This is a genomic window from Variovorax sp. P1_G12, assembly GCF_056405555.1.
Map to the genome: position 1 here is coordinate 85,198 of NZ_JBFUBW010000011.1, position 24,378 is coordinate 109,575.

The window sequence follows — 24,378 nt, forward strand, 5'->3', positions numbered from 1 at the left end:
CCGCGTGAGCGACCCCACTGCCGCCTCTTCGCGTTCCGTGGTCACGGCGAGCTACCTGCTCATCGCCGCGGCCTTGCTGCTCATCATGTGGCAGGGTCTGCTGCCTGGCCTTCTGTGCGTGTGCATCGGCTTCCTCGGCACACGCTGGCTGGTGCGCGCGCTCGACGTCGGACTGCGCCGGCGCGAGAAGATCAGCGCCAACGACCCGACCTGGAGCGCGGCGCCGCCGCTGCCCCGCGTGGTCGCAGCGACGCTGGTGATGCTGGCGCCGATCGGCCTGCTGATCCTCGGATTCTCCGAGGCGCGCGAGTTCGTGCTCAACGCGCCCGAACAGTACAAGGAACTGCTCGACTACATCGCGCGCACGGTGCTGGAGCTGCGGCTCAAGCTGCCGCCGGACATCGGCGCCTACCTGCCCGAAGGTTCGGTGGAAGTGCAGAGCATCGTCGCCGGCTACCTGCGCGGTCAGGCCGGCTCGCTGGCACTGACCGGCCGCGCCTGGCTCGGTGGGCTGTTGTTCGCCTATGTCGGCCTGATCGTCGGGGCGCTGGCGGCGGTCGCCATCCGGCCCGTCGCTCGCCGACCGCTGGCCCGCGAGCTGAAGGCGCGCATCGCGCTGTTCGGCGAAGCCTTCGGCCAGATCGTGGCCGCGCAGTTCTGGATCGCGGCCTTCAACACCTTCCTGACCGCCATCTTCCTGCTGTTCCTGCTGCCGATGTGGCAGATGGAGCTGCCCTACACGCCGGCCCTGATCACCCTGACCTTCGTCGCCGGACTGGTGCCGATCGTGGGCAACCTGATCTGCAACACGGTCATCGCGCTAGTGGGCCTGTCGGTCTCGCCGCTCACGGCGCTGGCCTGCCTGGCCTTCCTGATCCTGATCCACAAGGCCGAGTACCTGATCAACGCCAAGGTGGTGGGCAGCCGCACCCAGATGGCGGTGTGGGAGCTGCTGGCCGTGATGTTCGTGGCCGAAGCGGTGTTCGGCCCGGCCGGGCTGGTGGCGGCGCCGCTGTTCTACGCCTATCTCAAGAAAGAGCTCAAGGCGGCGGCGCTGGTTTAGGGCCTGAACAGGCCCTAACAAAGGCCGATGTCCGAAATTGATCGATATCGGTCCAAGACGGCCCGGACGATGCGCCAATGAGATTCGAGAATTGGGCGCATCATCCACTTCTTTCCCGGAGATTGCGCCCATGTCCAGCTGTCTGATAGTGATCGACGTCCAGGAGTCGTTCCGCCACCGCCCCTACTTCGACGCGCGTGGCCTGCCGGCCTATCTGGCGGCCCAGAACGCGCTGATCGAGGGCTTCGCCGCAGCCGGTGCGCCGATCGTCCGGATCTTCCACAGCGACGGGCCCGCCGTCGCGAGCAACGCCTTCGCGGTCGAATCGGGCCACGTCCGGCCGCTCGAAGGACTGGCGCCATTCGAAGCCGCCGCCACCTTCACCAAGCGACGCCACAGTGCACTGGTGGGCACCGGCCTTGACGTCTGGCTGACCCAGAACCACGTCGACCGGCTGGTGGTCAGCGGCATCCGCACCGAGCAGTGCTGCGAGACCACCGCGCGCCATGCTTCCGACCTGGGCTGGCAGGTCGACTACGTGACCGACGCCACGCTGACCTTCGACATGGTGCAGCCCGACGGCCGGCCGCTCGCGGCGGCCGACATCCAGGCGCGCACGGCGACGGTGCTCGACGGCCGCTTCGCGAAGGTGTGCGGCGTGAACGAGGCGCTCGAGCGGCTCTCGGCATCGGCTTGAGCCGCCGCCGGATCGTTTCCGCATGGACGAGCACCCAGGTCCGATCCGGGTCGTCTTCGCGCTGCTGCCGCACAGCCTGGTGCTCGACTGGGCCGGGCCGGCGGAGGCGCTGCGCATCGCCAATCAGCTTCGGATCGCGGCCGGTCTGCCGCCGCGCTTTGAGCTGGTGTTCGCCAGCCCGGAGCCGGACGCAGCCAGCTCGGTCGGCGTCCGCCTCGCCGGGCTGCTGCCGCTGCCGTCGGACTGGCGCCCGCCGACCTGGGTGGTGCTGACCGGCCTGCCGGGCGACACCATCGCGGTCGACAACGCGCCGGCCCAGGCGCTGCTGCACTGGCTGCGCGGGCTGCGGCTCGAAGCCGGCCGGCTCGAGCTGGTCACGGTCTGCGCCGGCACGCTGCTCGCGGCGCACGCCGGCCTGCTCGCGGGCCGGCGCGCCACCACGCACCACCATCACCTGGACGAACTGAAAGAGGTCGAACCCCGTTGCGACGTGGTCGCCAACCGGGTCTTCGTGCTCGACGCCCCGCTCTACAGCAGCGCCGGCGTGACCACCGGCATCGACCTGATGCTGCACCGCATCGGCCAGGCCTGCGGTGAACCGCTCGCGGCGCGCGTGGCCCAGACCATGGTGGTCGCGATGCGGCGCGGCCCGCAGGACCCCGAGCTGTCGCCCTTCCTGGCCTACCGCAACCACCTGCACGCGGCGCTGCACCGGGTGCAGGACGCGGTCAGCGAACGGCCCCAGGCCGACTGGACCGTGCCGCGCATGGCCGAAGTGGCCCACACCTCCCCTCGGCACCTGACGCGCCTCTTCGACGAACATGCGGGCGTGGCCCCGCTGGCCTACCTGCGCCGGCTGCGGCTCGCCACCGCGCAGCTGGCGCTGCAGTCGGGCGCCAACGTCACACGCGCCGCAGAAATCTCGGGTTTCGGCTCCGACACCCAGTTGCGCCGCGCATGGCGCCAGTTCGGCCTGCCCGGCTCCCCCTCAGCACCCACCTGAACCCGGCCGGCGCAGCCAGGCCCGTTCGTGGAACACCGCGGAACCGGCTTTGCCGGGCCGCTGGTGTTGCCCCCGGCAGGGGGTGGGCGCCCCGACACGAAGTGCGGGGCAACCTGGGGGCGAGCTAGAGGTATCCGCAGAAACGAAGAATGTGACCGTCGGGCTCTTTGATCGCGAACTCGCGCAGGCCCCAGGGCTGCGAGGTCGGCGGTTCGACCACCTGGACGCCGCGCTTCACATACGCCGCGTGCAGGCCGTCGACGTCGCGCCCGACGTGGATCACGATCTCGCCGCGCCACGGACTGGCCTCGCGCCGGCCGCATTGCCAGAGGCGCAGGTAGACCGGATCGCCATAGCTTCGATCGCCCTTCTTGACGCGCGCATAGCTCGGCGGCTCGCCGGCGATGAAGTCGAGCTCGAAGCCCAGCACTTCGCAGAAATAGCGCGCGGACCGCGCCGCATCGGCCACCGGCAGCACGGGCTGCACACCGTGGAACTCGTGCAATGTGCCCAGATCCACGACAGGCGCATTGACCGGCTCCATCAATACTCCGAGCGGCGCAGCGCGGCGACCTTTTCGGCGATCGCATCGAGATCGAGCGCGTCCTCGGCGTGCGCGAGGTAGGTCTCGAGATCGCGCACCGCGAGCACGGCGTTGCCCTGCTCGGCATGCGCCAGGCCGCGGTCGCGGTGCTCGCCCCAGGCCTCGGGCAAGAGCGCGATCAGCCGGTCCTGCACCGCGATCGCGCGCTGCCAGTCTTCCTGGGCGCGATGGATCTCCTTCAGGTTGCGCAGCATCCGCCCGATGATCTCGCGCGGCGTCGCCGGCTGCAGGTACAGGCCGAGCGGCACGTCGAAATCGCCGACCAGGCCGTTGCTGCGCTTGTAGGGTTCGAGCCGCTCGCTGAGCTCTTCGCGCGACAGCGATTTGCCGGTGAAGGGATCGATCACCACCTGTCCCTTGGGCAGCGTGACCTTGAGCATGAAATGGCCCGGGAAGCCGACGCCGCGCGCCTGCAGGCCCAGCCCCTGCGCCAGCTCCATCCACAGCACCGCGAGCGAGATCGGAATCCCGCGCCGCGTGCGCAGCACCGCGTTGAGGTAGCTGTTGTCGGGGTCGTAGTAGTCGTTGACGTTGCCGCCGAAGCTCAGGTCGTGGAAGAAGAACTGGTTCAGCGAGCGCAGGCGGTGCAGCGGTGCGGCGTCGGCCGGCAGGCGCCGCTTGAGGCGCGCCAGCAACTGGTCGACATCGCCCAGCACCTGCTGGACGTCCAGCTCGGGGTATTCGTCCTGCGCCAGGCTGGCGGCCGCCTCGAGCAGCGGGAACTGCTCGTCGCTCTTGACGAGCGATTCGAAATATTCGAGAGCGGTGGGCGTCGAGAAGCTGAACGTCATGTGGCTTTGTAGAGGAGCAGGCGGAGACCGTCAAGGCGGCGGCGGAGATGGCGTGGATCAGCGGCGCACGAAACTGCGCAGCTTGAGCCCGGTCATCGCCAGCACCGCGAAATAGAGCAGCGCCGCGCCGGAAATGAGCGCCGCCAGCAGGCCGATGCGGTACAGGCGCTGGGACTGCAGGCCGATCCAGTCGAAATGCCGATCGCCCCAGACCAGCAGCGCGCCGAGCACCACGGTGGCGAGCAGCACCTGGAGCACGAATTTGCCCCAGCCCGGCTCGGGCTGGTAGCTGCCGCGCCGGATCAGTCCGACCAGCAGCCAGGTCGCATTGACCAGCGCGCCGATGCTGATCGTGAGCGTCAGCGCCGCATGCTGCATCAGCGGCACCAGGACGACGTTGAGCAGCTGGGTCAGCACCAGCACCCCGACCGCGATCAGCATCGGCGTGCGCGTGTCCTGCTTCGCGTAGTAGCCGGGCGCCAGCACCTTGATCGCCACCAGGCCGACCAGGCCGACGCCGTAGCCCATCAGCGCCACGCTGGTGCGCTGCACGTGGAGCGCGGTGAATTCTCCGTTGTGGAACAGCACCGCGACCAGCGGGCGCGCAAAGACCAGCAGCGCCAGCGCGCAGGGCACCGACAGCAGCACCACCAGCCGCAGGCCCCAGTCCAGCATCGCCGAATAGCGCGCATCGTCCTTCGCGGCGCGCGCGCCGGCCAGCTGCGGCATCAGCACCACCCCGAGCGCCACGCCGAGCATGGCGGTCGGGAACTCCATCAGGCGGTCGGCGTTGGTGATCCAGCTGACGCTGCCGGTCGCCAGGTGGGAAGCGATCTGGGTGTTGATCAGCAGCGAGATCTGCGCCACGCTGACGCCGATCAGCGCCGGCAGCATCAGCTGCATCACGCGGCGGGTCGTCGGGTCGGTCCAGGCGGCGCGCAGGGCACCGAAGCTGGCGCCGATGCGCGGCAGCATGCCCAGGCCGCGCAGGGCCGGGATCTGGATCGCCAGCTGCAGCAGGCCGCCCACCATCACGCCCACGCACTGGGCGTAGATCGGCTCGATCCCGAAGCGCCTGAAGACAGGCGCGCCGAGCACAATGGCCGCGATCAGCGCCAGGTTCAGCAGCACCGGCGAGGCCGCCGGCACCGCGAACTTGCGCCAGGTGTTGAGGACGCCGCCGGCCAGCGCCACCAGCGACATGAAGCCGATGTAGGGGAACATCCAGCGCGTCATGACCACCGCGGCGTCGAAGCCCTGCGGGTTCTGCTTCAGGCCGCTGGCCATGGCCCAGACCATCAGCGGCGCTCCGATGACCCCGAGCGCGCAGACGATGACCAGGGTCCACGTCAGCAGCGTCGCCACGTGGTCGACCAGCGCCTTGGCGCCGGCGTCGCCGTGCTCGGTCCTGGAAGCCGCCAGGACGGGGACGAAGGCCTGGCTGAAGGCCCCTTCGCCGAAGACGCGACGGAACAGGTTCGGGATGCGAAAGGCGACGTAGAAGGCGTCGGTCATCGCGCTGACACCGAACACCGAGGTCATGAGCACGTCGCGGACCAGGCCGGTCACGCGGGAGGCGAGCGTCAGCAGCGAGACGGTGGAGGCGGATTTGAACAGGGACACGGGGGAGAAGTGTATGTGCCCGCGCGTGCTCTCCGGGGCCTCGCCGCCGTCCTGGCTCAACTCGCCTATAATGGAAGGCTTTGCTGCATCATCCCCAAACCCTCAAGGAACACTGAATATGGCATCCGCCAAGCCCAAGAAGAAGAACCCGCGCCTCGCGTCGGGCCGTAAACGCGTCCGCCAGGACGTCAAGCTCAACGCCGCGAACACCTCGCTGCGCTCCAAATACCGCACCGCCGTGAAGAATGTCGAGAAGGCCGTGCTGGCCGGCGACAAGACCAAGGCGGCAGAAGCCTTCGCGAAGGCCCAAAGCATCGTCGACACCGTCGCCGACAAGGGCATCTTCCACAAGAACAAGGCCGCTCGCGACAAGAGCCGCCTGTCGGCCAAGGTCAAGAACCTGGCCCTCGCCCCTGAAAAGGCCGCCGCCTGACGCTTTCAGGCAAACAGCCCGGATTGGTTTTCCAGTCCGCCGTTTGATCGGGGTGCGCTGCAGCAAAGTGAAAAACCGCCTTCGGGCGGTTTTTTCATGGGCGCCGCCTTCGCGGCCCTTTTCCACGGGCGATCGATCGACGAGGCGCTACTTCTTGCCGGCCACCGGCGCCGCATCCGGAACCAGGCAGGCCTCCGCGACCTGCAGACCGTTGTCCTTGGCGAAATTGAGGCAGAAATCCCAGGCCATCGGCTCGGCATTGCGCAGTTCGCTGTTCACGACCACGCACTTGATGCCGTTGATGACCGTCGGCACGCACCAGGGCGAATAGTTCAGGTGGCTGCCCGGCTGGGGCCCGCCGGGCCGGAACGAGCACATCACGCCCGCCAGCCGTTCTGCCCAGTCGCTGGGGCGAAATGTCCGACCATCCTGGGTGATGCCCTGGATGAAAACTTCTTTGGCGGAGGGAGAAACCATCGGTTGCGTGAGGAATGCGGGCGCCGTTGCTGCGCCGCACAACGATTCTATCCGGGGGTCCCGCGGGCGACATGCGCGGGGGCATTGCTCTGATGCGCAATCCTCAATGAAGCCGTCGGGGCGGACGCCTAGAATCCGCGTTCCCTTTTCCGGAGATCCGCATGAGCGCCACTGCTGCCCCCTCGTCGCCCCACGTCATGAACACCTACGGTCGCCTGCCGATCGCACTGTCGCACGGCCAGGGTTGCCGAGTCTGGGACACCAACGGCCGCGCCTACCTCGACGGCCTCGGCGGCATCGCGGTCAACACGCTGGGCCACAACCACCCGGAACTGGTGCCGGCACTGCAGGACCAGATCGCCAAGCTGATCCACAGCTCGAACTACTACCACGTGCCCGGCCAGGAGCAGCTGGCGGCCAAGCTGACCGAGCTGTCGGGACTGACCAACGCCTTCTTCTGCTCCACCGGCCTGGAGGCCAACGAGGCGGCGCTCAAGCTGGCGCGCAAGTTCGGCCATGACAAGGGCATCGAACGGCCCGAGATCGTGGTCTACGAGGCCGCTTTCCACGGCCGCAGCATTGCCACCCTGTCGGCCACCGGCAACCCCAAGGTCCAGCAGGGCTTCGGCCCGCTGGTCGAGGGCTTCATCCGGGTGCCGCTGAACGACATCGACGCGCTCAGGAAAGCCACCGAAGGCAACCCCAACGTGGTCGCCGTGTTCTTCGAGACCATCCAGGGCGAAGGCGGCATCAACCCGATGCGCTGGGAATACCTGCGGCAGGTCCGCCAGCTTTGCGACGAGCGCGACTGGCTCATGATGATCGATGAAGTCCAGTGCGGCATGGGCCGCACCGGCAAGTGGTTCGCCCACCAATGGGCCGGAATCCTGCCGGACGTTATGCCGCTGGCCAAGGGGCTGGGCTCGGGCGTGCCGGTCGGCGCCGTGGTCGCCGGCCCGCGCGCCGCCCACATCTTCGGCCCGGGCAACCACGGCACGACCTTCGGCGGCAATCCGCTGGCGATGCGCGCCGGCATCGAGACGATCCGCATCATGGAAGAGCAGAAGCTGCTCGACAACGCGGCGAACGTCGGCGCCCACCTGAAGGCGGCGCTCGAGCGCGAACTCGGCGGCCTCGCGGGCGTCAAGGAGATCCGCGGCCAGGGCCTGATGCTCGGCATCGAGCTCGACCGTCCCTGCGGCGTGATCCTGGGCCGCGCCTGCGACGCCGGCCTGTTGCTGAGCGTGACCGCCGACAGCGTGATCCGCCTGGTGCCGCCGTTGATTCTCAGCATCGCCGAAGCCGACGAGATCGTCGCCATCCTGGCGCCGATCGTGAAGGCCTTTCTCGCGGAGCCTCAACCATGACCGATCGACTTGCCCTCCGGCACTACCTGCAGTTCTCCGACTTCACGGCCGATGACTACGCGCACCTGTTCGCGCGGGCGGCGCTGATCAAGAAGAAATTCAAGGCCTACGAGAAGCACCAGCCGCTGGTCGACCGCACGCTGGCGATGATCTTCGAGAAGGCCTCGACCCGCACCCGCGTGAGCTTCGAGGCCGGCATGTACCAGCTCGGCGGCAGCGTGGTGCACCTGACCACCGGCGACAGCCAACTCGGCCGCGCCGAGCCGATCGAGGACAGCGCCAAGGTCATCAGCCGGATGGTCGACCTGGTGATGATCCGCACCTACGAGCAAACCAAGATCGAGGCCTTCGCGGCCCACTCGCGGGTGCCGGTCATCAACGGCCTGACCAACGAATTCCACCCCTGCCAGATCCTGGCCGACATCTTCACCTTCATCGAGCACCGCGGCTCGATCGCCGGCAAGACGGTCGCCTGGGTCGGCGACGGCAACAACATGGCCAACACCTGGCTGCAGGCCAGCGAGATCCTCGGCTTCAAGGTGCATGTCAGCACGCCCAGCGGCTACGAGGTCGACCAGTCGATCGCGGGGCTGCGCTCGAACGCCAGCTACCAGGTCTTCAAGGACCCGATGGAAGCCTGCCGCGGCGCCGACCTCGTGACCACCGACGTCTGGACCAGCATGGGCTACGAGGCCGAGAACGACGCCCGCCGCGCCGCCTTCGCCGACTGGTGCGTCGACTCCGAGATGATGCGCGCGGCCCAGCCTGACGCCCTCTTCATGCACTGCCTGCCCGCGCACCGCGGCGAGGAAGTCGAGGCCGACGTGATCGACGGCCCGCAATCGGTGGTCTGGGACGAGGCCGAGAACCGGATGCATGTGCAGAAGGCCCTGATGGAATTCCTGCTCCTGGGGAAAGCCTGACAGGTCGAAGTGCTGTTTCCATTCTGTTGGAAATAACCGACACCACGGACTCCCGCGTGGCGCTAACTTTGCGCCATGACTTCACGAATCTGGGATATCTCGCCGCCGGTGCATGACGGCGCGCCGGTGTTTCCCGGCGACACACCGTACCGGCAGCGCTGGGCCGCGACCCTCGGCCCCGGCTGTCCGGTCAACGTCAGCGAGATCACGCTGTCGCCGCACGTGGGCGCGCATGCCGACGCGCCGCTGCACTACGACCCGACCGGCGCCACCATCGGCGACGTCGATCTCGCCCCCTTTCTGGGCCCCTGCCGCGTGATCCATGCGATCGCGCGCGGGCCGCTGATCGAATGGGAGCACATCGCGCACGCCGTCGATGCCCTGCCGCCGCGGGTGCTGGTGCGCACCTACCAGCGCGCGCCGGTCGAGCGCTGGGACGGCGATCTCGCCGCCTACGCGCCCGCCACCATCGAACGCCTCGCGGCACTCGGCGTGAAGCTCGTGGGCATCGACACCGCCAGCATCGACCCGGCCGACAGCAAGACGCTCGACAGCCACCAGGTCATTCGCCGGCTCGGCCTGCGCGTGCTCGAGAACCTCGTGCTCGACGAGGTGCCCGAGGGCGACTACGAACTGATCGCCCTGCCGCTCAAGCTGGTGAGCGCCGATGCCTCCCCGGTGCGCGCGGTGCTGCGCGAACTTCAACCTGGAACCCCATGACACACGACGATTGCCGGCGCCTCGATGCGCAAGACCCCCTGGCGCCGCTGCGCGAGCGATTCCTGCTGCCCGAAGGCGTGATCTACCTCGACGGCAACTCGCTGGGCGTGCTGCCCAAGAGCGCACCCGCGCGCATCGCCGAGGTGGTCGCGAAGGAATGGGGCGAGGGCCTGATCCGCTCCTGGAACAACGCCGGCTGGTTCGACCTGCCGCAGCGCCTTGGCGACAAGGTCGCGCGCCTGATCGGTGCAGCCCCCGGCGAGGTCGTCTGCACCGACAGCACCTCGATCAACCTCTACAAGGTGCTGTTCGCGGCGCTGACCCAGGTGCTGCTGGCCTCGCCTGCCGACCGCAAGCGCCGGGTCGTGCTGAGCGAACGCAGCAATTTCCCGACCGACCTCTACATCGCCGAGTCGATCTGCCGCGAGCGCGGCTTCACGCTCAAGCTGATCGACGCCGACGAACTGCCTGCGGCGCTCGACCAGGAGGTCGCGGTGCTGATGCTGACGCACGTCAACTACCGCACCGGCGCGATGCACGACATGAAGGCGCTCACCGCCGCGGCCCACGCGGCCGGCGCGCTCACGGTCTGGGACCTCGCGCACAGCGCCGGCGCGGTGCCGGTGGCGCTCAACGACAGCGAGGCCGACTTCGCGATCGGCTGCGGCTACAAGTACCTCAACGGCGGCCCCGGCGCGCCGGCCTTCGTCTGGGTGCACACGCGCCACGCCGGCCAGTTCGCGCAGCCGCTCTCCGGCTGGTGGGGGCACGCGGCGCCTTTCGAATTCACGCCGCACTACCGACCGGCGCCGGGCGTCGCGCGCTACCTGTGCGGCACCCAGCCGATCATCGCGCTGGCCGGCCTCGAATGCGGGATCGACAGCGTGCTCGCCGCCGAGGCCTTCGACGGCGGGCAAGGCCCGATGGCGGCACTGCGCAGCAAGTCGCTGGCGCTGACCGACGCCTTCATCGCGCTGGTCGAGCAACGCTGCGCCGGGCGCTTCACGCTGGTGACGCCGCGCGACCATGCGCGGCGCGGCTCCCAGGTGTGCCTGGCCCTGAGCGACGGCGGCCCGGGCGCCTACGCGATCGTGCAGGCCCTGATCGCCCGCGGCGTGATCGGCGACTTCCGCGCCGGCGACGCGCAGACCCCCGACATCCTGCGCTTCGGCTTCACGCCGCTGTACCTCGGTTTCGAGGATGTATGGAACGCGGTCGAGCATCTGGTTCAAGTGCTCGACCGAGAAGAGTGGAAACGACCCGAGTTCAACCAGAAGCTCGCGGTCACCTGAGGAACATTGATGAGTACGGAACAGATCGTCCACGAAGAAAAGGCAAAGCTCGACTTCAGCGCTTCGATGAGCTACAGCGACTACCTGAGTCTCGACCAGGTCCTGAACGCGCAGCATCCGCGCTCGCCGGCGCACGATGAAATGCTCTTCATCGTGCAGCACCAGACCAGCGAACTCTGGATGAAGCTGATGCTGCACGAACTGCGGGCCGCGATCCGCAGCATCTCGCAGGATGACCTGTCGAGCGCCTTCAAGATGCTGGCGCGGGTCTCGCGCATCATGGAGCAGCTGGTGCACGCCTGGGACGTGCTGGCCACCATGACGCCGCCCGAATACAGCGCGATGCGCCCCTACCTCGGCAACTCGAGCGGCTTCCAGAGCTGGCAGTACCGCTGCATCGAATTTGCGCTGGGCAACAAGAACGCCGCCATGCTCAAGCCGCACTCGCACCGGCCCGATCTGCTGGCCGAAGTCGAGGCGGCTTGGCGCGCGCCATCGCTCTACGACGAGGCGCTGCGCCTGCTGGCGCGCCGCGGCCTCGAGGTGCCGGCCGATCACCTGGAACGCGACTGGACGAAGCCCTACGCGTCCAGCGACATCGTCGAGCAGGCCTGGCTGGTGGCCTACCGCGAGCCCAAGAAGCACTGGGATCTCTACCAGCTCGGCGAGGAGCTCACCGATCTCGAGGACGCTTTCCGCCTCTGGCGCTTCCGCCACGTGACCACGGTCGAGCGCGTGATCGGCTTCAAGCGTGGCACCGGCGGCACCGGCGGCGTAAGCTATCTGCGCAAGATGCTGGACGTGGTGCTGTTCCCGGAAATCTGGAAGCTCAGAACCGATCTCTAGGCTGCGCCGCGTTGGCCCGCTTCGAATCACGACAAAGAGGAGACGAGGATGGACAACGATTTCTTCGGGGATGAGGAACTCGCGCTGCTGCGCGCCCATGGCATCGCGCTGTTCGCGCGGCGCGTGATCTTCGACGCGCAGCCGCCGATGGCTGAGGCGCAGATCGCCTCGCTGCAGGCCCTGTGCGCGGGGCCGCTGCCGCCCGAGCTGCTTGCGCTGTGGCGCTTGACCGCGGGAGGCCGGATCGACTACGACCTCCATCTGCACATGAACGGCAACGAGGAATCGGTGGCCTGGAGCGAGCTGTTCTGGAACGGCGGCGATGGCCCGCGCGACCTGCAGGGCTGGATCGATCACGAGCTCGAAGGCGCACGACAGGCGGTCGACCACGGCGGCGAGCCGTGGGACGGCAAGCTGACCCTGCTGCCCTTCGGCGGGTTCGAGGACTTCGACCGGATCTACGCCGTGGTCGAGCCCGGCCCCGACTACGGCCACGTGCTGGCGTGGAAGCAAGGCTTGCCGGCCGTCTGGTCGCACGAGATGCACGAGGACGGCATGACGACCGTCGCGCCCGACCTGTGCGCCGCCTTCGAGGCGCTTCATCTCGACGAAGATCCGCTGGCGCCGGCGGGCGACTACTTCACGGGGCAGTCGCTGCTCGAATACCTCGACCAGCGGCATCAGGAGCACGAGCTGTCGATCGAGCTGATGGACCGGCTGATCGCCTTCTATCGCCGCGCGATGGTCGATTGGCGCTCGCCGCTCGCCGCCGGCACGCTGGGCCAGGACGCGCCGCTGGCACGCATCGCCCTGCGTCACGCGATCGCCACCGACGACGCCGAGCTGGTCGACCGGCTGGCGGCGGCCGAGGTGGCGCTCGACGGTCCGCTGCACGGCAGCGCGATCGCCACCGACCTCGCGCTGAGCCACGGCGCCCACGCGGCCGCGCAAGCACTGGTGCGTGCCGGCGCGCCGGTGGCACGCGATGCGCTCGACTACATCGACAGCGCGGTCTCGCCCGAACTGGTCGAGCTGCTGCTGGCACGCGGCGCCGAACCCAGCGCCACCGCGATCGCGGAGTGCGTGGCCTGCGGTGCGCCGGCCGCCGCCCATCTGGTTGCCGACGCCTACGCGCAGTCCCACGACGATCTGCCCACCGCCTATGCCGCGGTCAGGGATGGCATGCTCGCCGAGCTCGAAGCCTCGCTGGTCGAGGTGCATGCCGGCCGACTGACGCACTACCTGGGGCCGGTCGGCCTCGCCAAGCGCGTCGACCACCTCCAGACCTTCAAACTGTAGTTGCTCGCCCCCAGGTTGCCCGGCACTTCGTGTCCGGGCGCCCACCCCCTACCGGGGGCGCAGCCAGCGGCCCGGCGAAGCCGGTTCCGCGGCTGCCCACCAGCAGGCGCGCTACGCGCAGCCGAAGAACGAGCACAGCGCCTGTGCCCGGCCGGCGCAGCCAGGCCCGTCGGTGAAACACCGCGGAACCGGCTTCGCCGGGCCGCTGGTGTTGCCCCCGGTAGGGGGTGGGCGGGCTACACGAAGTGAGCCCAACCTGGGGGCGAGCCTAGTGTTCATACAGCCAGGGGACGTCGAGCAGCCGGGGACCGAGCAGCCGCAAGGCCGCATCGCGGCCCGCCCGCACCAGCCCGGTGGCATGGAAGATCTCCCCGTTGCGCCGGGCTCGCGCCTGCACCTGGGCATTGCGCTGCCAGCGCTGCGCGGCATAACGCGCGAATGCCGCCGGCACCGACGCCGCATCGCCGCCATCGAGTGCCTCGGCCAGCGCCACTGCATCCTCGATCGCCATGCCCGCCCCCTGCGCGAGGTACGGCAGCATCGGGTGCGCCGCGTCGCCAACCAACGCCATGCGCTCGCTCGCCATCTGCAGCGGGTCGGTCAGCGGCGGCCGGTCGTTGAGCGTCCAGGCACGCCAGGTGGGCACGGCCTCCAGCAGTGCTTGCAGGCCCGCGCTGGTGCGACCGGTCGCCGCCTGCAAGGCGGCCAGGCTGGAGGATTGGTCCCAGTCGCGCGCATCGCCGGCCGGCGCCGCCTCGGCCAGCACCACCACGTTGAGCGCCTCGCCGCGGCGCACCGGATAGGCCACCGCGTGCAGCCGCGGCCCGAGCCAGACCGTGACCTGCGTGCTGCGCAGCGACGCCGGCAGGGCGGACTGGTCGACCAGTGCGCGCCAGGCCGTGTGGCCGGTCGCGCGCGGCGGCGGGCAGTCCGCCAGCAAGCGCGGGCGCACCGTGCTCCAGAGGCCGTCGGCCCCGATCAGCGCGTCGCCCTCCCAGACGCGATCGTCCGTGCTGGACACACAGACCGCCTGGTCGCGCACCACCACCTCGGTCACGCGCGCGGCGGTCGTCAGGGTCACGGCGCCGGTGCCGCGAGCCGCCGCCAGCAGCAGTGCGTGCAGGTCGGCGCGGTGGACGCAGAAGTAGGGAGCGGCATAGTTGTGCAGCATCGCATTGCCGAGCGGCAGGCGGGCGATTTCCCGGTCGTCGGTGGCGCTGCGCACCACCAGCGCCTCAGGCCGCGCGGCGACCCGCACCAGCGCCTCCCAGACACCGAGCGCTTGCAGCCGGCGCGTGACATTGGGGCCCAGTTGAATGCCGGCGCCCACCTCGCCGAAGGCGACCGCCTGCTCGAGCAGGTCGACCCGATGGCAACGCCGGGCCAGCGCCAGCGCGCTCGCCAGGCCCGCGATGCCGCCGCCTGCAATCAGGATGTGAGCCGACATTGCGCGCACTCAGTGCGAGCGCGCGGGAGCGGTCTTGCCGGCCGCATCCGGCTTCGCCGCGGTGCTGCAGCTGCCGCAGCTGTCGCAGGAACCGCAGCCGGAGGCCTTGCCCAACGAGGCGGCCAGGCGCTCGGCACGCTTGGCGTCGACCAGGCCGGCGCGATGCGAACCGGCGGCCACCCGGCCGGCCGCCGCACGGCGCCAGCTCCCGGGCATCCAGCGCCAGACTGCATAGAGCGCGGCCAGCGCGACGATCAGTCCGACGAGGAATTCTTGCTTCATGTCACACCTCCACCGCGCTGCACGCGCGACCATGGCCGATGAAACCAGAGGTTCCAAGCCCGGGAACACCGCGGAACCGGCTTTGCCGGGCCGCCGGTGTGGCCCCCGGAGAGGGGGTGGGCGGCCACACGAAGTGGGCCAACCTGGGGGAGAGCATCATTCATCCTCCTGTGAGCGCCAGGGCCACCCGGTAGGTGATCCAGCACGCAATGTAGGCGAGCGCGAACAAATAGCCAGCCATGATCCAAACATAACGCCACGAGCCGGTCTCGCGTTTGACGGCGGCCAAGGTCGATATGCATTGGGGTGCGAAGACGTACCAGACCAGGAGCGACAGCGCCGTGGCGAGCGACCAGCTGCCGGCAATCAGCGGCTCGAGTTGACCCGCCACGTCATCGCCGGTCGCCGACAGCGCATACACCGTCCCGAGCGCACCCACGGCCACCTCGCGCGCCGCCATCCCGGGAACCAGCGCGATCGAGATCTGCCAGTTGAAGCCGATGGGCGCGAAGATGTGTTCCAGCCCACGGCCGATCATGCCGGCCAGGCTGTACTGGATCGCCGGGCCGGTCGCGCCTTCGGGCGGCGACGGGAAGGTCGAGAGGAACCACAGCAGGATCGTCAGCGTGAGGATGATCGTGCCGACGCGCTGGATGAAGATCCAGGCCCGCTCGTAAAGGCCGAGCAGCAGGTTGCGCAGGTTGGGCCAGCGGTAGGCCGGCAGCTCCATCAGCAACGGCGACTGCCGCTTCGAGTCGCGAAAGCGCTTCATGACCCAGGCCACGGCCATTGCCGAGACGATGCCGAAGACGTACAGCGCGAACAGCACCACGCCCTGCAGGTTGAACACTCCGCCCACGGTGCGTGCCGGAATGAAGGCCGCGATCAGGAGCGCATAGACCGGCAGCCGCGCCGAACAGGTCATGAGCGGCGCGATCATGATGGTCGTGATGCGATCGCGCCAGTTGCTGATGGTCCGGGTGGCCATCACGCCCGGAATCGCGCAGGCGAAGCTCGACAGCAGCGGGATGAAGGAGCGGCCCGAGAGCCCCACCGTGCCCATCACGCGGTCGAGCAGGAAGGCCGCGCGCGGCAGGTAGCCTGAATCCTCGAGCGCGAGGATGAACAGGAACAGGATCAGGATCTGCGGCAGGAAGACGACCACGCCGCCGACGCCCGCGATGATGCCGTCGACCAGCAGGCTCTGCAGCATCCCCGCGGGGAGGTAGTGCTTGACGAGTTCGCCGAACGCCGCGGTGGCGTCCTTGATCGCGTTCATCGGCACCTCGGCCCAGCTGAACACGGCCTGGAACATCAGGAACATCGCGACCGCGAGCACCACCATGCCCCACACCGGATGCATCACGATGCGGTCGATGCGATCGCTGGTGGCCAGGCTGCCGGCCGGCTCGCGCACCGCCAGGCCGAGGACGCGGCGCACCTCGCGCTGGGTGTCGAGCACTTCGTCGAGCCCGGGCGCCTGCCATTGCTGCAGCGGGCCCGCGGCGGCCACCGGCGCGTCGAGCGCCTCCAGCAGGCCCTGGGCGCCGCCGCTGTGCACGCCGACGGTCTCGATCACCGGCAGGCCGAGCTCACGCGACAGCACGGCCGCATCGACCGCGATGCCCTGCTTTTTCGCCATGTCGGTCATGTTGAGCGCCACCACGATCGGCAGCCCCAGGCGCTTGGCCTCGAGCACCAGCCGCAGGTTGAGGCGCAGGTTGGTGGCGTCGGTGACGCACACCAGCAGGTCGGGCAGCGCCTCTTGGCTCTGGCCGGTGACCACGTCGCGCGTGACGGCTTCGTCGGCCGACAGCGCATTGAGGCTGTAGGCGCCCGGCAGGTCGAGCACGAAGACGCGCCGGCCGGCGGCGGTGCGCAAGGTGCCTTCCTTGCGCTCGACGGTCACGCCCGCGTAGTTGGCCACCTTCTGGCGGCTGCCCGTGAGCAGGTTGAACAGCGCGGTCTTGCCGCAGTTGGGATTGCCCAGCAGCGCGATGCGCTCGGGCGGGCTGCTCGAGCGGGCGGCGCCGGGCTGGAAGTTCAGGGTCGCTTCAACCATGGCCGGCCGCTCCCGGCGTCACGCGGATCAGCGACGCCTCGTGGCGGCGCAACGCGAAAGTGGTGTTGCCCAGCCGCACGGCGAGCGGCTCCCGCCCGGGCACGCCGGTGGCGACGATGCGCACGGCCTCACCCGGCACGAAGCCGATTTCGGTCAGACGCAGCACCAGTTCCCTGCCCTCGGCCTCCTCGGGCCGCAGGACGTCGAGTACGGTGGCCCATTGGTGCTGGGGAAGCTGATCGAGGCTGATGGCGGCCGAGGCCGCGCCGTTCATTGTGGTCACCCGCGGAGTCCAGAGAATGCAAAAGAGAATTATTCTCGAAAACTCCGGGGTTTGGGGCGATCTGGCGCAAGAATCCCTTCAGGGTGGCGCGGCCCGGACGAGCGTCCGCGCCGAGTCAGCTTCCGGTCAGGCCGCCAGCAGCTGGCGCAGCACGAAGGGCAGGATGCCGCCGTGCTTGTAGTAGTCGACCTCGATCGGCGTGTCGATGCGCAGGCGCACGGTGACCTCCTGGTGCGTGCCGTCCGGGCGGTGGACCACGATCTTGACGTCCATCTGCGGCTTCAACTCGCCGCCGACGACGACATCGATCTTCTCGTTGCCGGTGAGGCCGAGACTTTCCCAGGAATCGGCACCGCGGAACTGCAGCGGCAGCACGCCCATGCCGACCAGGTTGGCGCGGTGGATGCGCTCGAAGCTGCGCGCCACCACCGCCTTGATGCCGAGCAGTTGCGTGCCCTTGGCGGCCCAGTCGCGCGAGGAGCCGGTGCCGTACTCCTCGCCGCCGAAGATCACGGTCGGCACGCCCTGCTCGATGTACTTCATCGCAGCGTCGTAGATGAACATCTTCTCGTTGCCCGGCTGGAACAGCGTGAGCCCGCCCTCCTCGCGCGAACCGTCCGCATCGGCCGGGATCATGAGGTTCTTGATGCGCACGTTGGCGAAGGTGCCGCGCATCATCACGTCATGGTTGCCGCGGCGCGAGCCGTAGCTGTTGAAGTCGGCCTTCGACACGCCGTGCGCCTTGAGCCAGATACCCGCCGGCGAGCTTTCCTTGATCGAGCCGGCCGGAGAAATGTGGTCGGTGGTGATCGAGTCCCCGAACAGCGCCATGATGCGCGCGCCGGTGAAGCCGGCGTCGCTCGCATGCGGCTCCATCTTGAAGCCCTCGAAGAACGGCGGCTCGGCGATGTAGGTCGACTTGGGCCAGTCGTAGACCTGCCCCTTGGTGCCCTTGATGCTGCTCCAGAGCTTGCCCGGGTTGTCCTTGATCTGCTCGTAGTTCTTCCGGAAGGTCTTGGCGTTCATCGCGAAGCGCAGGTTGTCGTCGATCTCCTTCGGGCTGGGCCAGATGTCGCCGAGGTAGACGTCCCGCCCCTTCTTGCCCTTGCCCACCGGCTGGGTCATGAGGTCAACCATCACGTTGCCGGCGATCGCGAAGGCCACCACCAGCGGCGGCGAGGCCAGGAAGTTGGCCTTCAGGTTCGGATGGATGCGGGCTTCGAAATTGCGGTTGCCCGACAGCACCGCGGCACCGATCAGATTGTTCTTCGTGATGACTTCGTTGATCTCGGGCGTGAGGTCGCCGGCGTTGCCGATGCAGGTGGTGCAGCCGTAGCCGGCCAGGTAGAAGCCGAGCTTCTCGAGGTAGGGCAGCAGGCCGGCCTTCTCGAGGTACTCGGTCACGATGCGGGACCCGGGGGCCAGCGAGGTCTTGACGTGCGGCTTGACGGTGAGCCCCGCCTCCACCGCCTTTTTGGCCAGCAGGCCCGCGGCCAGCATCACGCTCGGGTTCGAGGTGTTGGTGCACGAGGTGATGGCGGCGATCAGCACGTCGCCGTTGCCGATCGACACCTGGCCCTTGGGCGCGGGCGGCGCGGTCGCACCCACATGGGCCGCGGCCTTGGTCGAGCGGTTGGCGATCATCTCGACCACGTCGCGCGGCGCACCCGGCGGCGGCGCTGCTGCTTCCTTTTCGCCCTTGCTGCCCTCGTGCGTCAGCGGATAGCGCAGCTTCAGCGTATCGGCCGGCTGGTTGAAGCCGTTGGCCTCGTTCGGCTTGCTGTAGAGCTCGGAAAACTTGGTCGCCAGGTGCCCCAGGTCGATGCGGTCCTGCGGCCGCTTCGGGCCGGCCAGGCTCGGCGACACGGTGCCGAGGTCGAGCTTGACGATCTTGGTGTATTCGAGTTCGCCGGGCGCCGGCATGCCGAACAGCCCCTGGGCCTTGTAGTAGGCCTCGAAGCGCTCGACCTCGGCGTCGGTGCGGCCGGTGCCCTTGAAGTAGGCCACGGTCATCTCGTCGACCGGGAAGAAGCCCATGGTGGCGCCGTACTCGGGCGCCATGTTGCCGATGGTGGCGCGGTCGGGCACCGCGATCGAGGCGGCGCCGGGGCCGAAGAACTCGACGAACTTGCCGACCACCTTCTCGCCGCGCAGGATCGCCGTGACGTACAGCACCAGGTCGGTGGCGGTGACGCCCTCGCGCAGCTGGCCGCTGAGCTCGAAGCCGACCACGTCGGGGGTCAGCATGTAAACCGGCTGGCCCAGCATCGCGGCCTCGGCCTCGATCCCGCCCACGCCCCAGCCGACCACGCCAATGCCGTTGATCATGGTCGTGTGGCTGTCGGTTCCGACCAGCGAGTCGGGGTAGTAGGTCGGCGGATCGGCCTTGTCGTGCGGGCTCTTGTAGACGCCGCGCGCAAAGTACTCGAGATTGACCTGGTGCACGATGCCGAAGCCGGGCGGCACGACGCCGAAAGTGTCGAAGGCCTGCATGCCCCATTTCATGAACTGGTAGCGCTCGTTGTTGCGCTGGAACTCGAGCTTCATGTTGAGGTCGAGCGCCTTCGGCGTGCCGTAGTAGTCGACCATCACCGAGTGGTCGACCACCAGGTCGACCGGCACCAGCGGCTCGATGGTCTTGGGCGACTTGCCCAGCGACTGCGCCACGCTGCGCATCGCGGCCAGGTCGGCCAGCAGCGGCACGCCGGTGAAGTCCTGCAGCACCACCCGCGTCACGACGAAGGGCACTTCGTCGGTGCGCTCCGCGTTGGGCGACCAGTTGGCGAGCTGCTCGACGTGCTCGGCCGTGACCTTCTGGCCGTCGCAGTTGCGAAGCACGGATTCGAGCACGATGCGGATCGAGACCGGCAGCTTGTCGACGTTGGGGTATTGCTTCGCGAGCTCCTTGAGGGACCAGTACTTGCCGGCCTTTCCCGACGCGGTCTTGAAGGTCTTGAGCGTGGAGGCGAAGGCGTGCGCCGGTACTTTGGCCATGAAGAAACTCCTTGTTCGTGGAAGCTCCTCAAAGATAGCAGGGTTCGGTGACTCCGGCAGCAGGCGGGAAGCCCGCCGGCGCGCTTCGGTTCAGGCGGCGACGGCGCGCGCGCCGCTGGCGCGGCTGTGCCGCAGGCCCATCCACTGCAGTTCGGCGAGCACCACCACGGTGACCGCCTGGGCCAGGACCCAGGCCCAGCCCCACGCGCTGATCGAGGTGCCGCCGGCGGCCAGCAGGGCGATGCAGGCGGCCGCCCAGCCGAAGTTGCCGGCCACCACCCACCCGATCAGCCGGCGTGGCGGCAGCGCGCGGCTCGCCATCCAGGCTGCGGCGCAGGCATAGGCCAGGAGGAAGACGCCGGTGGCCAGCAGCAGCGGCACCGGCAGTCCGGTCAGGCGGGCCAGGGCGCCGGCAAAGACCAGTTGCAGCGCCCCGGTGGCGGCGCACGAGGCGGCATCGGCCCACATCAGGCGGGGCAGGAAACGGCGGGAAGCGAAGACGGACATGACGGACTCCTTGGGTTCGGCGCGGCAGGCCCTTCCTGTCGCGTTGGAGCCCATCATTCCCACGGCGCGGCGCCGGGTCGATGACCTGGGAGGTCATGGGCCGTGGCGCGCCGGTTCACTAGGATGTGGTCCATGCACACATCGAGCACCCCCCCGACCGCGGCCGACCCGTTCGGCGCCCATCTGCGCCACTGGCGCCAGCACCGGCGCCTGAGCCAGCTCGACCTGGCCCACGAGGCCCAGGTGTCGACCCGCCACCTGAGCTACGTCGAGACCGGCCGCGCCGAGCCCAGTCGCGAGATGGTGCTGCGGCTGGCCGAGCGGCTGGAAGTGCCGCTGCGCGAGCGCAATGCGCTGCTGGTGGCCGCGGGCTACGCGCCGATGTACCGGCAACGCTCGCTCGACGACCCGGCCCTGGCGGCGGCGCGGCGGGCGGTCGACCTGGTGCTCAAGGGCCATGAGCCCTTCCCTGCGCTGGCGGTCGATCGCCACTGGAACCTGGTGGCGCACAACGCGCTGGTGCCGATGCTGATGACCGGTGCGGCCCCGCACCTGCTCGAGAGGCCGATCAACGTCCTCCGGCTCAGCCTGCACCCGGACGGCCTGGCACCGCGGATCGCCAACCTGGCGCAATGGCGCGGCCACCTGCTGGAGCGGCTGCAGCAGCAGATCGCCGCCACCGGCGATACCGCGCTTGCGGCGCTGCACGACGAACTGGCGGCCTACCCGGCGCCGCAGGTGAGCCATGACACGCCGGTCGCCGGCGTCGAACTCTCCAATGTGATCGTGCCCTTCCAGCTCGTGACGCCGGACGGCGTGCTGAGCTTCATCAGCACCACCACGATCTTCGGCACCCCGGTGGACGTCACCTTGCAGGAACTCGCGGTCGAATCGTTCTTCCCGGCGGACGCGCAGACGGCGAAGGCGCTGACCGCTCTCGCGCAGCGCTGAAGCGGCCGGCCGCCCGGAGGGTCCCCCATGAAAAAAGCCCCGCGAGGCGGGGCTTTTTGCTGGGACGGCCGAGGATCAGGCGGCGACCGTGGCCGCGACGTCCTTGTAGTCGTCGATCTTGTCGAAGTTCAGGTACTGGTAGATCTGGTCGCTGGCGGCGTCGAGCACGCCGACGCTCGCCATGTACTCGGCCTTGGTCGGAATGCGACCCAGGCGCGAGCAGATCGCGGCCAGTTCGGCGCTGCCGAGGTACACGTTGGAGTTCTTGCCCAGGCGGTTCGGGAAGTTGCGCGTGCTGGTCGACATCACGGTCGCGCCTTCGCGCACCTGTGCCTGGTTGCCCATGCACAGCGAGCAGCCCGGCATTTCGGTGCGGGCACCGGCATTGCCGAAGACGCCGTAATGGCCTTCCTCGGTGAGCTGCTGGGCGTCCATCTTGGTCGGCGGCGCGATCCACAGCTTGACCGGGATGTCGCGCTTGCCTTCGAGCAGCTTGGAGGCTGCGCGGAAGTGACCGATGTTGGTCATGCACGAACCGATGAACACTTCGTCGATGGTGGCGCCGGCCACGTCCGACAGCGTCTTCACGTCGTCGGGGTCGTTCGGGCAGGCGACGATCGGCTCGTGGATGTCGGCCAGGTCGATCTCGATCACGGCCGCGTAGTCGGCGTCGGCATCGCCCTTGAGCAGCTGCGGGTCCTTGAGCCAGGCTTCCTGGGCGGCGATGCGGCGGGCCAGCGTGCGGGCGTCGGCATAGCCCTCGGCGATCATCCAGCGCATCAGCGTGATGTTGCTGTTGATGTACTCGATGATCGGTTCCTTGTTCAGGTGCACCGTGCAGCCGGCGGCCGAGCGTTCGGCCGAGGCATCGCTGAGCTCGAAAGCCTGTTCGACCTTCAGATCGGGCAGGCCCTCGATCTCGAGGATGCGGCCCGAGAAGATGTTCTTCTTGCCCTTCTTCTCGACCGTCAGCTGGCCCGCCTTGATCGCATAGAGCGGAATCGCGTTGACCAGGTCGCGCAGGGTCACGCCGGGCTGCATCTTGCCCTTGAAGCGCACCAGCACGGATTCGGGCATGTCCAGCGGCATCACGCCCGTGGCGGCCGCGAAGGCCACCAGGCCGGAGCCGGCCGGGAAGCTGATGCCGATCGGAAAGCGCGTGTGGCTGTCGCCGCCGGTGCCGACCGTGTCGGGCGTCAGCAGGCGATTGAGCCAGCTGTGGATCACGCCGTCGCCCGGACGCAGCGAAACGCCGCCGCGCGTGGCCATGAAATCCGGCAGCTCGTGGTGCATCTTGACGTCGACCTTCTTCGGATAGGCCGCCGTGTGGCAGAAGGACTGCATCACCAGGTCGGCGCTGAAGCCGAGGCAGGCCAGGTCCTTGAGTTCGTCGCGGGTCATCGGGCCGGTGGTGTCCTGGCTGCCGACCGAGGTCATCTTCGGCTCGCAGTAGGTGCCGGGGCGCACTCCCAGGCCCTCTGGCAGGCCGCAGGCGCGGCCCACCATTTTCTGCGCCAGCGAGAAGCCCTTCTTGGTGTCGACCGGGCTGACCGGCAGGCGGAACAGCGTCGAGGCCGGCAGACCCAGCGCTTCGCGCGCCTTGGAGGTCAAGCCGCGGCCGATGATCAGCGGAATGCGGCCGCCGGCACGCACTTCGTCGAACAGCACGTCGCTCTTGACGGAGAACTCGGCAATCACCTTGCCGTCCTTGAGCGCCTTGCCCTCATAGGGACGCAGTTCGACCACGTCGCCCATGTTCATCTGGCTGACGTCGAGTTCGATCGGCAGCGCGCCGGAGTCTTCCATCGTGTTGTAGAAGATCGGAGCAATCTTGCCGCCGAGGCAGACGCCGCCGAAGCGCTTGTTCGGCACGTAGGGGATGTCTTCGCCGGTGAACCAGAGCACCGAGTTGGTCGCGCTCTTGCGCGACGAGCCCGTGCCGACGACGTCGCCGGCGTAGGCCACCAGATGGCCGCGGGCGCGCAGGTCCTCGATGAACTTGACCGGGCCGCGCTTGCCGTCTTCCTCCGGCACGATGCCGGGGCGCGCGTTCTTGTGCATCGCGAGTGCGTGCATCGGAATGTCGGGCCGCGTGGTCGCGTCGGGTGCGGGCGACAGATCGTCGGTGTTGATTTCGCCTGCGACCTTGAAGATGCTGACGGTGATGCTTTGCGGCACTTCGGGGCGGCTGGTGAACCATTCGGCATCGGCCCAGCTCTGCAGCACCGACTTGGCATTCGCATTGCCCTTGTCGGCCTTCTCCTTGACGTCGTGGAACTGGTCGAACATCAGCAGGGTCTTCTTCAGGCCTTCGGCCGCGACGGTGCCGACTTCGGCGTCGTCCAGCAGATCGACCAGCGGTCCGATGTTGTAGCCGCCGAGCATGGTGCCGAGCAGCTCGGTCGCACGGGCACGCGTGAGCAGCAGGCTCTTCTCGGTGCCGTGGGCCACGGCTGCGAGGTAGCTGGCCTTGACCTTGGCGGCGTCGTCCACGCCCGCCGGTACGCGGTTCGTCAGCAGGTCGAGCAGGAAGTCGGCCTCGGCCACGACCGGCGCCTTCATGAGCTCGATCAGTTCGGCAGTCTGCTTGGCGGTCAGCGGCAGCGGCGGGATGCCGAGCGCGGCGCGTTCGGCAACATGTTCAACGTAGGCTTGCAACATCTTCTTTTCTCCGGATACACAAAAGGGCGGGCGGCTCCCGCGTCGAAGCGGGA

General features: G+C 68.6%; 22 protein-coding genes. 11 read left to right on the forward strand and 11 right to left on the reverse strand.

Annotation, left to right across the window (positions count from 1 at the left end; all coding sequences use genetic code 11):
- Nucleotides 1–4: 4 nt before the first annotated feature.
- The 3 genes from AC1D2O_RS14710 (at nt 5) to AC1D2O_RS14720 (ending at nt 2,763) form a co-directional block, all read left to right on the forward strand.
- The gene (locus tag AC1D2O_RS14710; protein ID WP_478086858.1) at nt 5–1,063 is read left to right on the forward strand and encodes an AI-2E family transporter; all 1,059 of its coding nucleotides are present in this window, start codon (nt 5–7) and stop codon (nt 1,061–1,063) included.
- Nucleotides 1,064–1,193: 130 nt separating this feature from the next.
- Complete coding sequence (locus AC1D2O_RS14715; RefSeq protein ID WP_478086859.1) at nt 1,194–1,760, forward strand: isochorismatase family protein; 567 nt, start codon at nt 1,194–1,196, stop codon at nt 1,758–1,760.
- Nucleotides 1,761–1,782: 22 nt separating this feature from the next.
- Nucleotides 1,783–2,763, forward strand: a complete 981-nt coding sequence (locus AC1D2O_RS14720; RefSeq protein ID WP_478157281.1) for a GlxA family transcriptional regulator — start codon at nt 1,783–1,785, stop codon at nt 2,761–2,763.
- Between the two features lie 124 nt (nt 2,764–2,887).
- Here the strand turns inward: AC1D2O_RS14720 and AC1D2O_RS14725 are convergent, their stop codons facing one another.
- The 3 genes from AC1D2O_RS14725 to murJ are packed head-to-tail and all read right to left on the reverse strand — an operon-like array spanning nt 2,888 to nt 5,781.
- Nucleotides 2,888–3,307 (reverse strand): bleomycin resistance protein, encoded by a 420-nt coding sequence (locus tag AC1D2O_RS14725; protein WP_478086861.1) that lies wholly within the window; start codon nt 3,305–3,307, stop codon nt 2,888–2,890.
- Nucleotides 3,307–4,158 carry a SirB1 family protein gene (locus tag AC1D2O_RS14730; RefSeq protein ID WP_478086863.1) on the reverse strand — a complete coding sequence of 284 codons (852 nt, stop codon included), beginning with the start codon at nt 4,156–4,158 and terminating at the stop codon, nt 3,307–3,309. Before AC1D2O_RS14730 ends, AC1D2O_RS14725 begins: the two co-directional genes overlap by 1 nt.
- 57 nt (nt 4,159–4,215) lie before the next feature.
- Nucleotides 4,216–5,781, reverse strand: a complete 1,566-nt coding sequence (gene murJ / locus AC1D2O_RS14735) for a murein biosynthesis integral membrane protein MurJ (RefSeq protein WP_478086865.1) — start codon at nt 5,779–5,781, stop codon at nt 4,216–4,218.
- Between the two features lie 118 nt (nt 5,782–5,899).
- Between murJ and rpsT the strand changes: the two genes are divergently transcribed.
- Nucleotides 5,900–6,214, forward strand: coding sequence for a 30S ribosomal protein S20 (rpsT, locus tag AC1D2O_RS14740; RefSeq protein WP_442281841.1), 315 nt, complete (start codon nt 5,900–5,902; stop codon nt 6,212–6,214).
- A 147-nt stretch (nt 6,215–6,361) separates the two neighbouring features.
- Here rpsT and AC1D2O_RS14745 read toward each other — a convergent pair whose 3' ends face one another.
- Entirely contained in the window at nt 6,362–6,691 is a 330-nt protein-coding gene (locus AC1D2O_RS14745; RefSeq protein WP_478086867.1) for a DUF3579 domain-containing protein, read from the reverse strand.
- Between the two features lie 161 nt (nt 6,692–6,852).
- On the opposite strand from AC1D2O_RS14745, the gene AC1D2O_RS14750 reads away from it, so the two are divergent.
- The 6 genes from AC1D2O_RS14750 (at nt 6,853) to AC1D2O_RS14775 (ending at nt 13,138) form a co-directional block, all read left to right on the forward strand.
- A complete protein-coding gene (locus tag AC1D2O_RS14750; protein ID WP_478086869.1) occupies nt 6,853–8,058 on the forward strand; it encodes an acetylornithine/succinylornithine family transaminase in 1,206 nt (401 codons plus the stop codon).
- Nucleotides 8,055–8,981 carry an ornithine carbamoyltransferase gene (argF, locus tag AC1D2O_RS14755; protein WP_478086870.1) on the forward strand — a complete coding sequence of 309 codons (927 nt, stop codon included), beginning with the start codon at nt 8,055–8,057 and terminating at the stop codon, nt 8,979–8,981. The genes AC1D2O_RS14750 and argF overlap by 4 nt, the downstream gene beginning before the upstream one ends.
- 75 nt (nt 8,982–9,056) lie before the next feature.
- Nucleotides 9,057–9,701, forward strand: coding sequence for an arylformamidase (kynB, locus tag AC1D2O_RS14760; protein WP_478086872.1), 645 nt, complete (start codon nt 9,057–9,059; stop codon nt 9,699–9,701).
- The gene (kynU, locus tag AC1D2O_RS14765) at nt 9,698–10,993 is read left to right on the forward strand and encodes a kynureninase (protein WP_478086873.1); all 1,296 of its coding nucleotides are present in this window, start codon (nt 9,698–9,700) and stop codon (nt 10,991–10,993) included. Before kynB ends, kynU begins: the two co-directional genes overlap by 4 nt.
- 9 nt (nt 10,994–11,002) lie before the next feature.
- Entirely contained in the window at nt 11,003–11,839 is an 837-nt protein-coding gene (gene kynA, locus AC1D2O_RS14770; protein WP_478157283.1) for a tryptophan 2,3-dioxygenase, read from the forward strand.
- A 48-nt stretch (nt 11,840–11,887) separates the two neighbouring features.
- On the forward strand, nt 11,888–13,138 hold the full coding sequence (locus AC1D2O_RS14775) for an SMI1/KNR4 family protein (protein ID WP_478086876.1): 1,251 nt from the start codon (nt 11,888–11,890) through the stop codon (nt 13,136–13,138).
- 268 nt (nt 13,139–13,406) lie between these two features.
- On the opposite strand, the gene AC1D2O_RS14780 is transcribed toward AC1D2O_RS14775, so the two are convergent.
- The 6 genes from AC1D2O_RS14780 to AC1D2O_RS14805 all read right to left on the reverse strand — a co-directional run bounded on the left by AC1D2O_RS14780 (nt 13,407) and on the right by AC1D2O_RS14805 (nt 20,713).
- Nucleotides 13,407–14,585 carry an FAD-dependent monooxygenase gene (locus AC1D2O_RS14780; RefSeq protein ID WP_478086878.1) on the reverse strand — a complete coding sequence of 393 codons (1,179 nt, stop codon included), beginning with the start codon at nt 14,583–14,585 and terminating at the stop codon, nt 13,407–13,409.
- A 9-nt stretch (nt 14,586–14,594) separates the two neighbouring features.
- Nucleotides 14,595–14,867 carry a DUF6587 family protein gene (locus tag AC1D2O_RS14785; RefSeq protein WP_478086880.1) on the reverse strand — a complete coding sequence of 91 codons (273 nt, stop codon included), beginning with the start codon at nt 14,865–14,867 and terminating at the stop codon, nt 14,595–14,597.
- 160 nt (nt 14,868–15,027) lie between these two features.
- Entirely contained in the window at nt 15,028–16,929 is a 1,902-nt protein-coding gene (gene feoB / locus AC1D2O_RS14790) for a ferrous iron transporter B (protein ID WP_478157285.1), read from the reverse strand.
- Nucleotides 16,922–17,203 (reverse strand): FeoA family protein, encoded by a 282-nt coding sequence (locus AC1D2O_RS14795; protein WP_478086891.1) that lies wholly within the window; start codon nt 17,201–17,203, stop codon nt 16,922–16,924. Before AC1D2O_RS14795 ends, feoB begins: the two co-directional genes overlap by 8 nt.
- A 135-nt stretch (nt 17,204–17,338) precedes the next feature.
- Complete coding sequence (locus tag AC1D2O_RS14800; RefSeq protein WP_478086883.1) at nt 17,339–20,206, reverse strand: aconitate hydratase; 2,868 nt, start codon at nt 20,204–20,206, stop codon at nt 17,339–17,341.
- Nucleotides 20,207–20,296: 90 nt separating this feature from the next.
- Nucleotides 20,297–20,713 (reverse strand): hypothetical protein, encoded by a 417-nt coding sequence (locus AC1D2O_RS14805; RefSeq protein ID WP_478086885.1) that lies wholly within the window; start codon nt 20,711–20,713, stop codon nt 20,297–20,299.
- Nucleotides 20,714–20,845: 132 nt separating this feature from the next.
- Here AC1D2O_RS14805 and AC1D2O_RS14810 point away from each other — a divergent pair, with 132 nt between their 5' ends.
- Nucleotides 20,846–21,664 (forward strand): helix-turn-helix domain-containing protein, encoded by an 819-nt coding sequence (locus tag AC1D2O_RS14810; protein WP_478086887.1) that lies wholly within the window; start codon nt 20,846–20,848, stop codon nt 21,662–21,664.
- A 75-nt stretch (nt 21,665–21,739) separates the two neighbouring features.
- Here the strand turns inward: AC1D2O_RS14810 and AC1D2O_RS14815 are convergent, their stop codons facing one another.
- Nucleotides 21,740–24,325, reverse strand: a complete 2,586-nt coding sequence (locus AC1D2O_RS14815; protein WP_478157287.1) for a bifunctional aconitate hydratase 2/2-methylisocitrate dehydratase — start codon at nt 24,323–24,325, stop codon at nt 21,740–21,742.
- Nucleotides 24,326–24,378 lie beyond the last annotated feature (53 nt).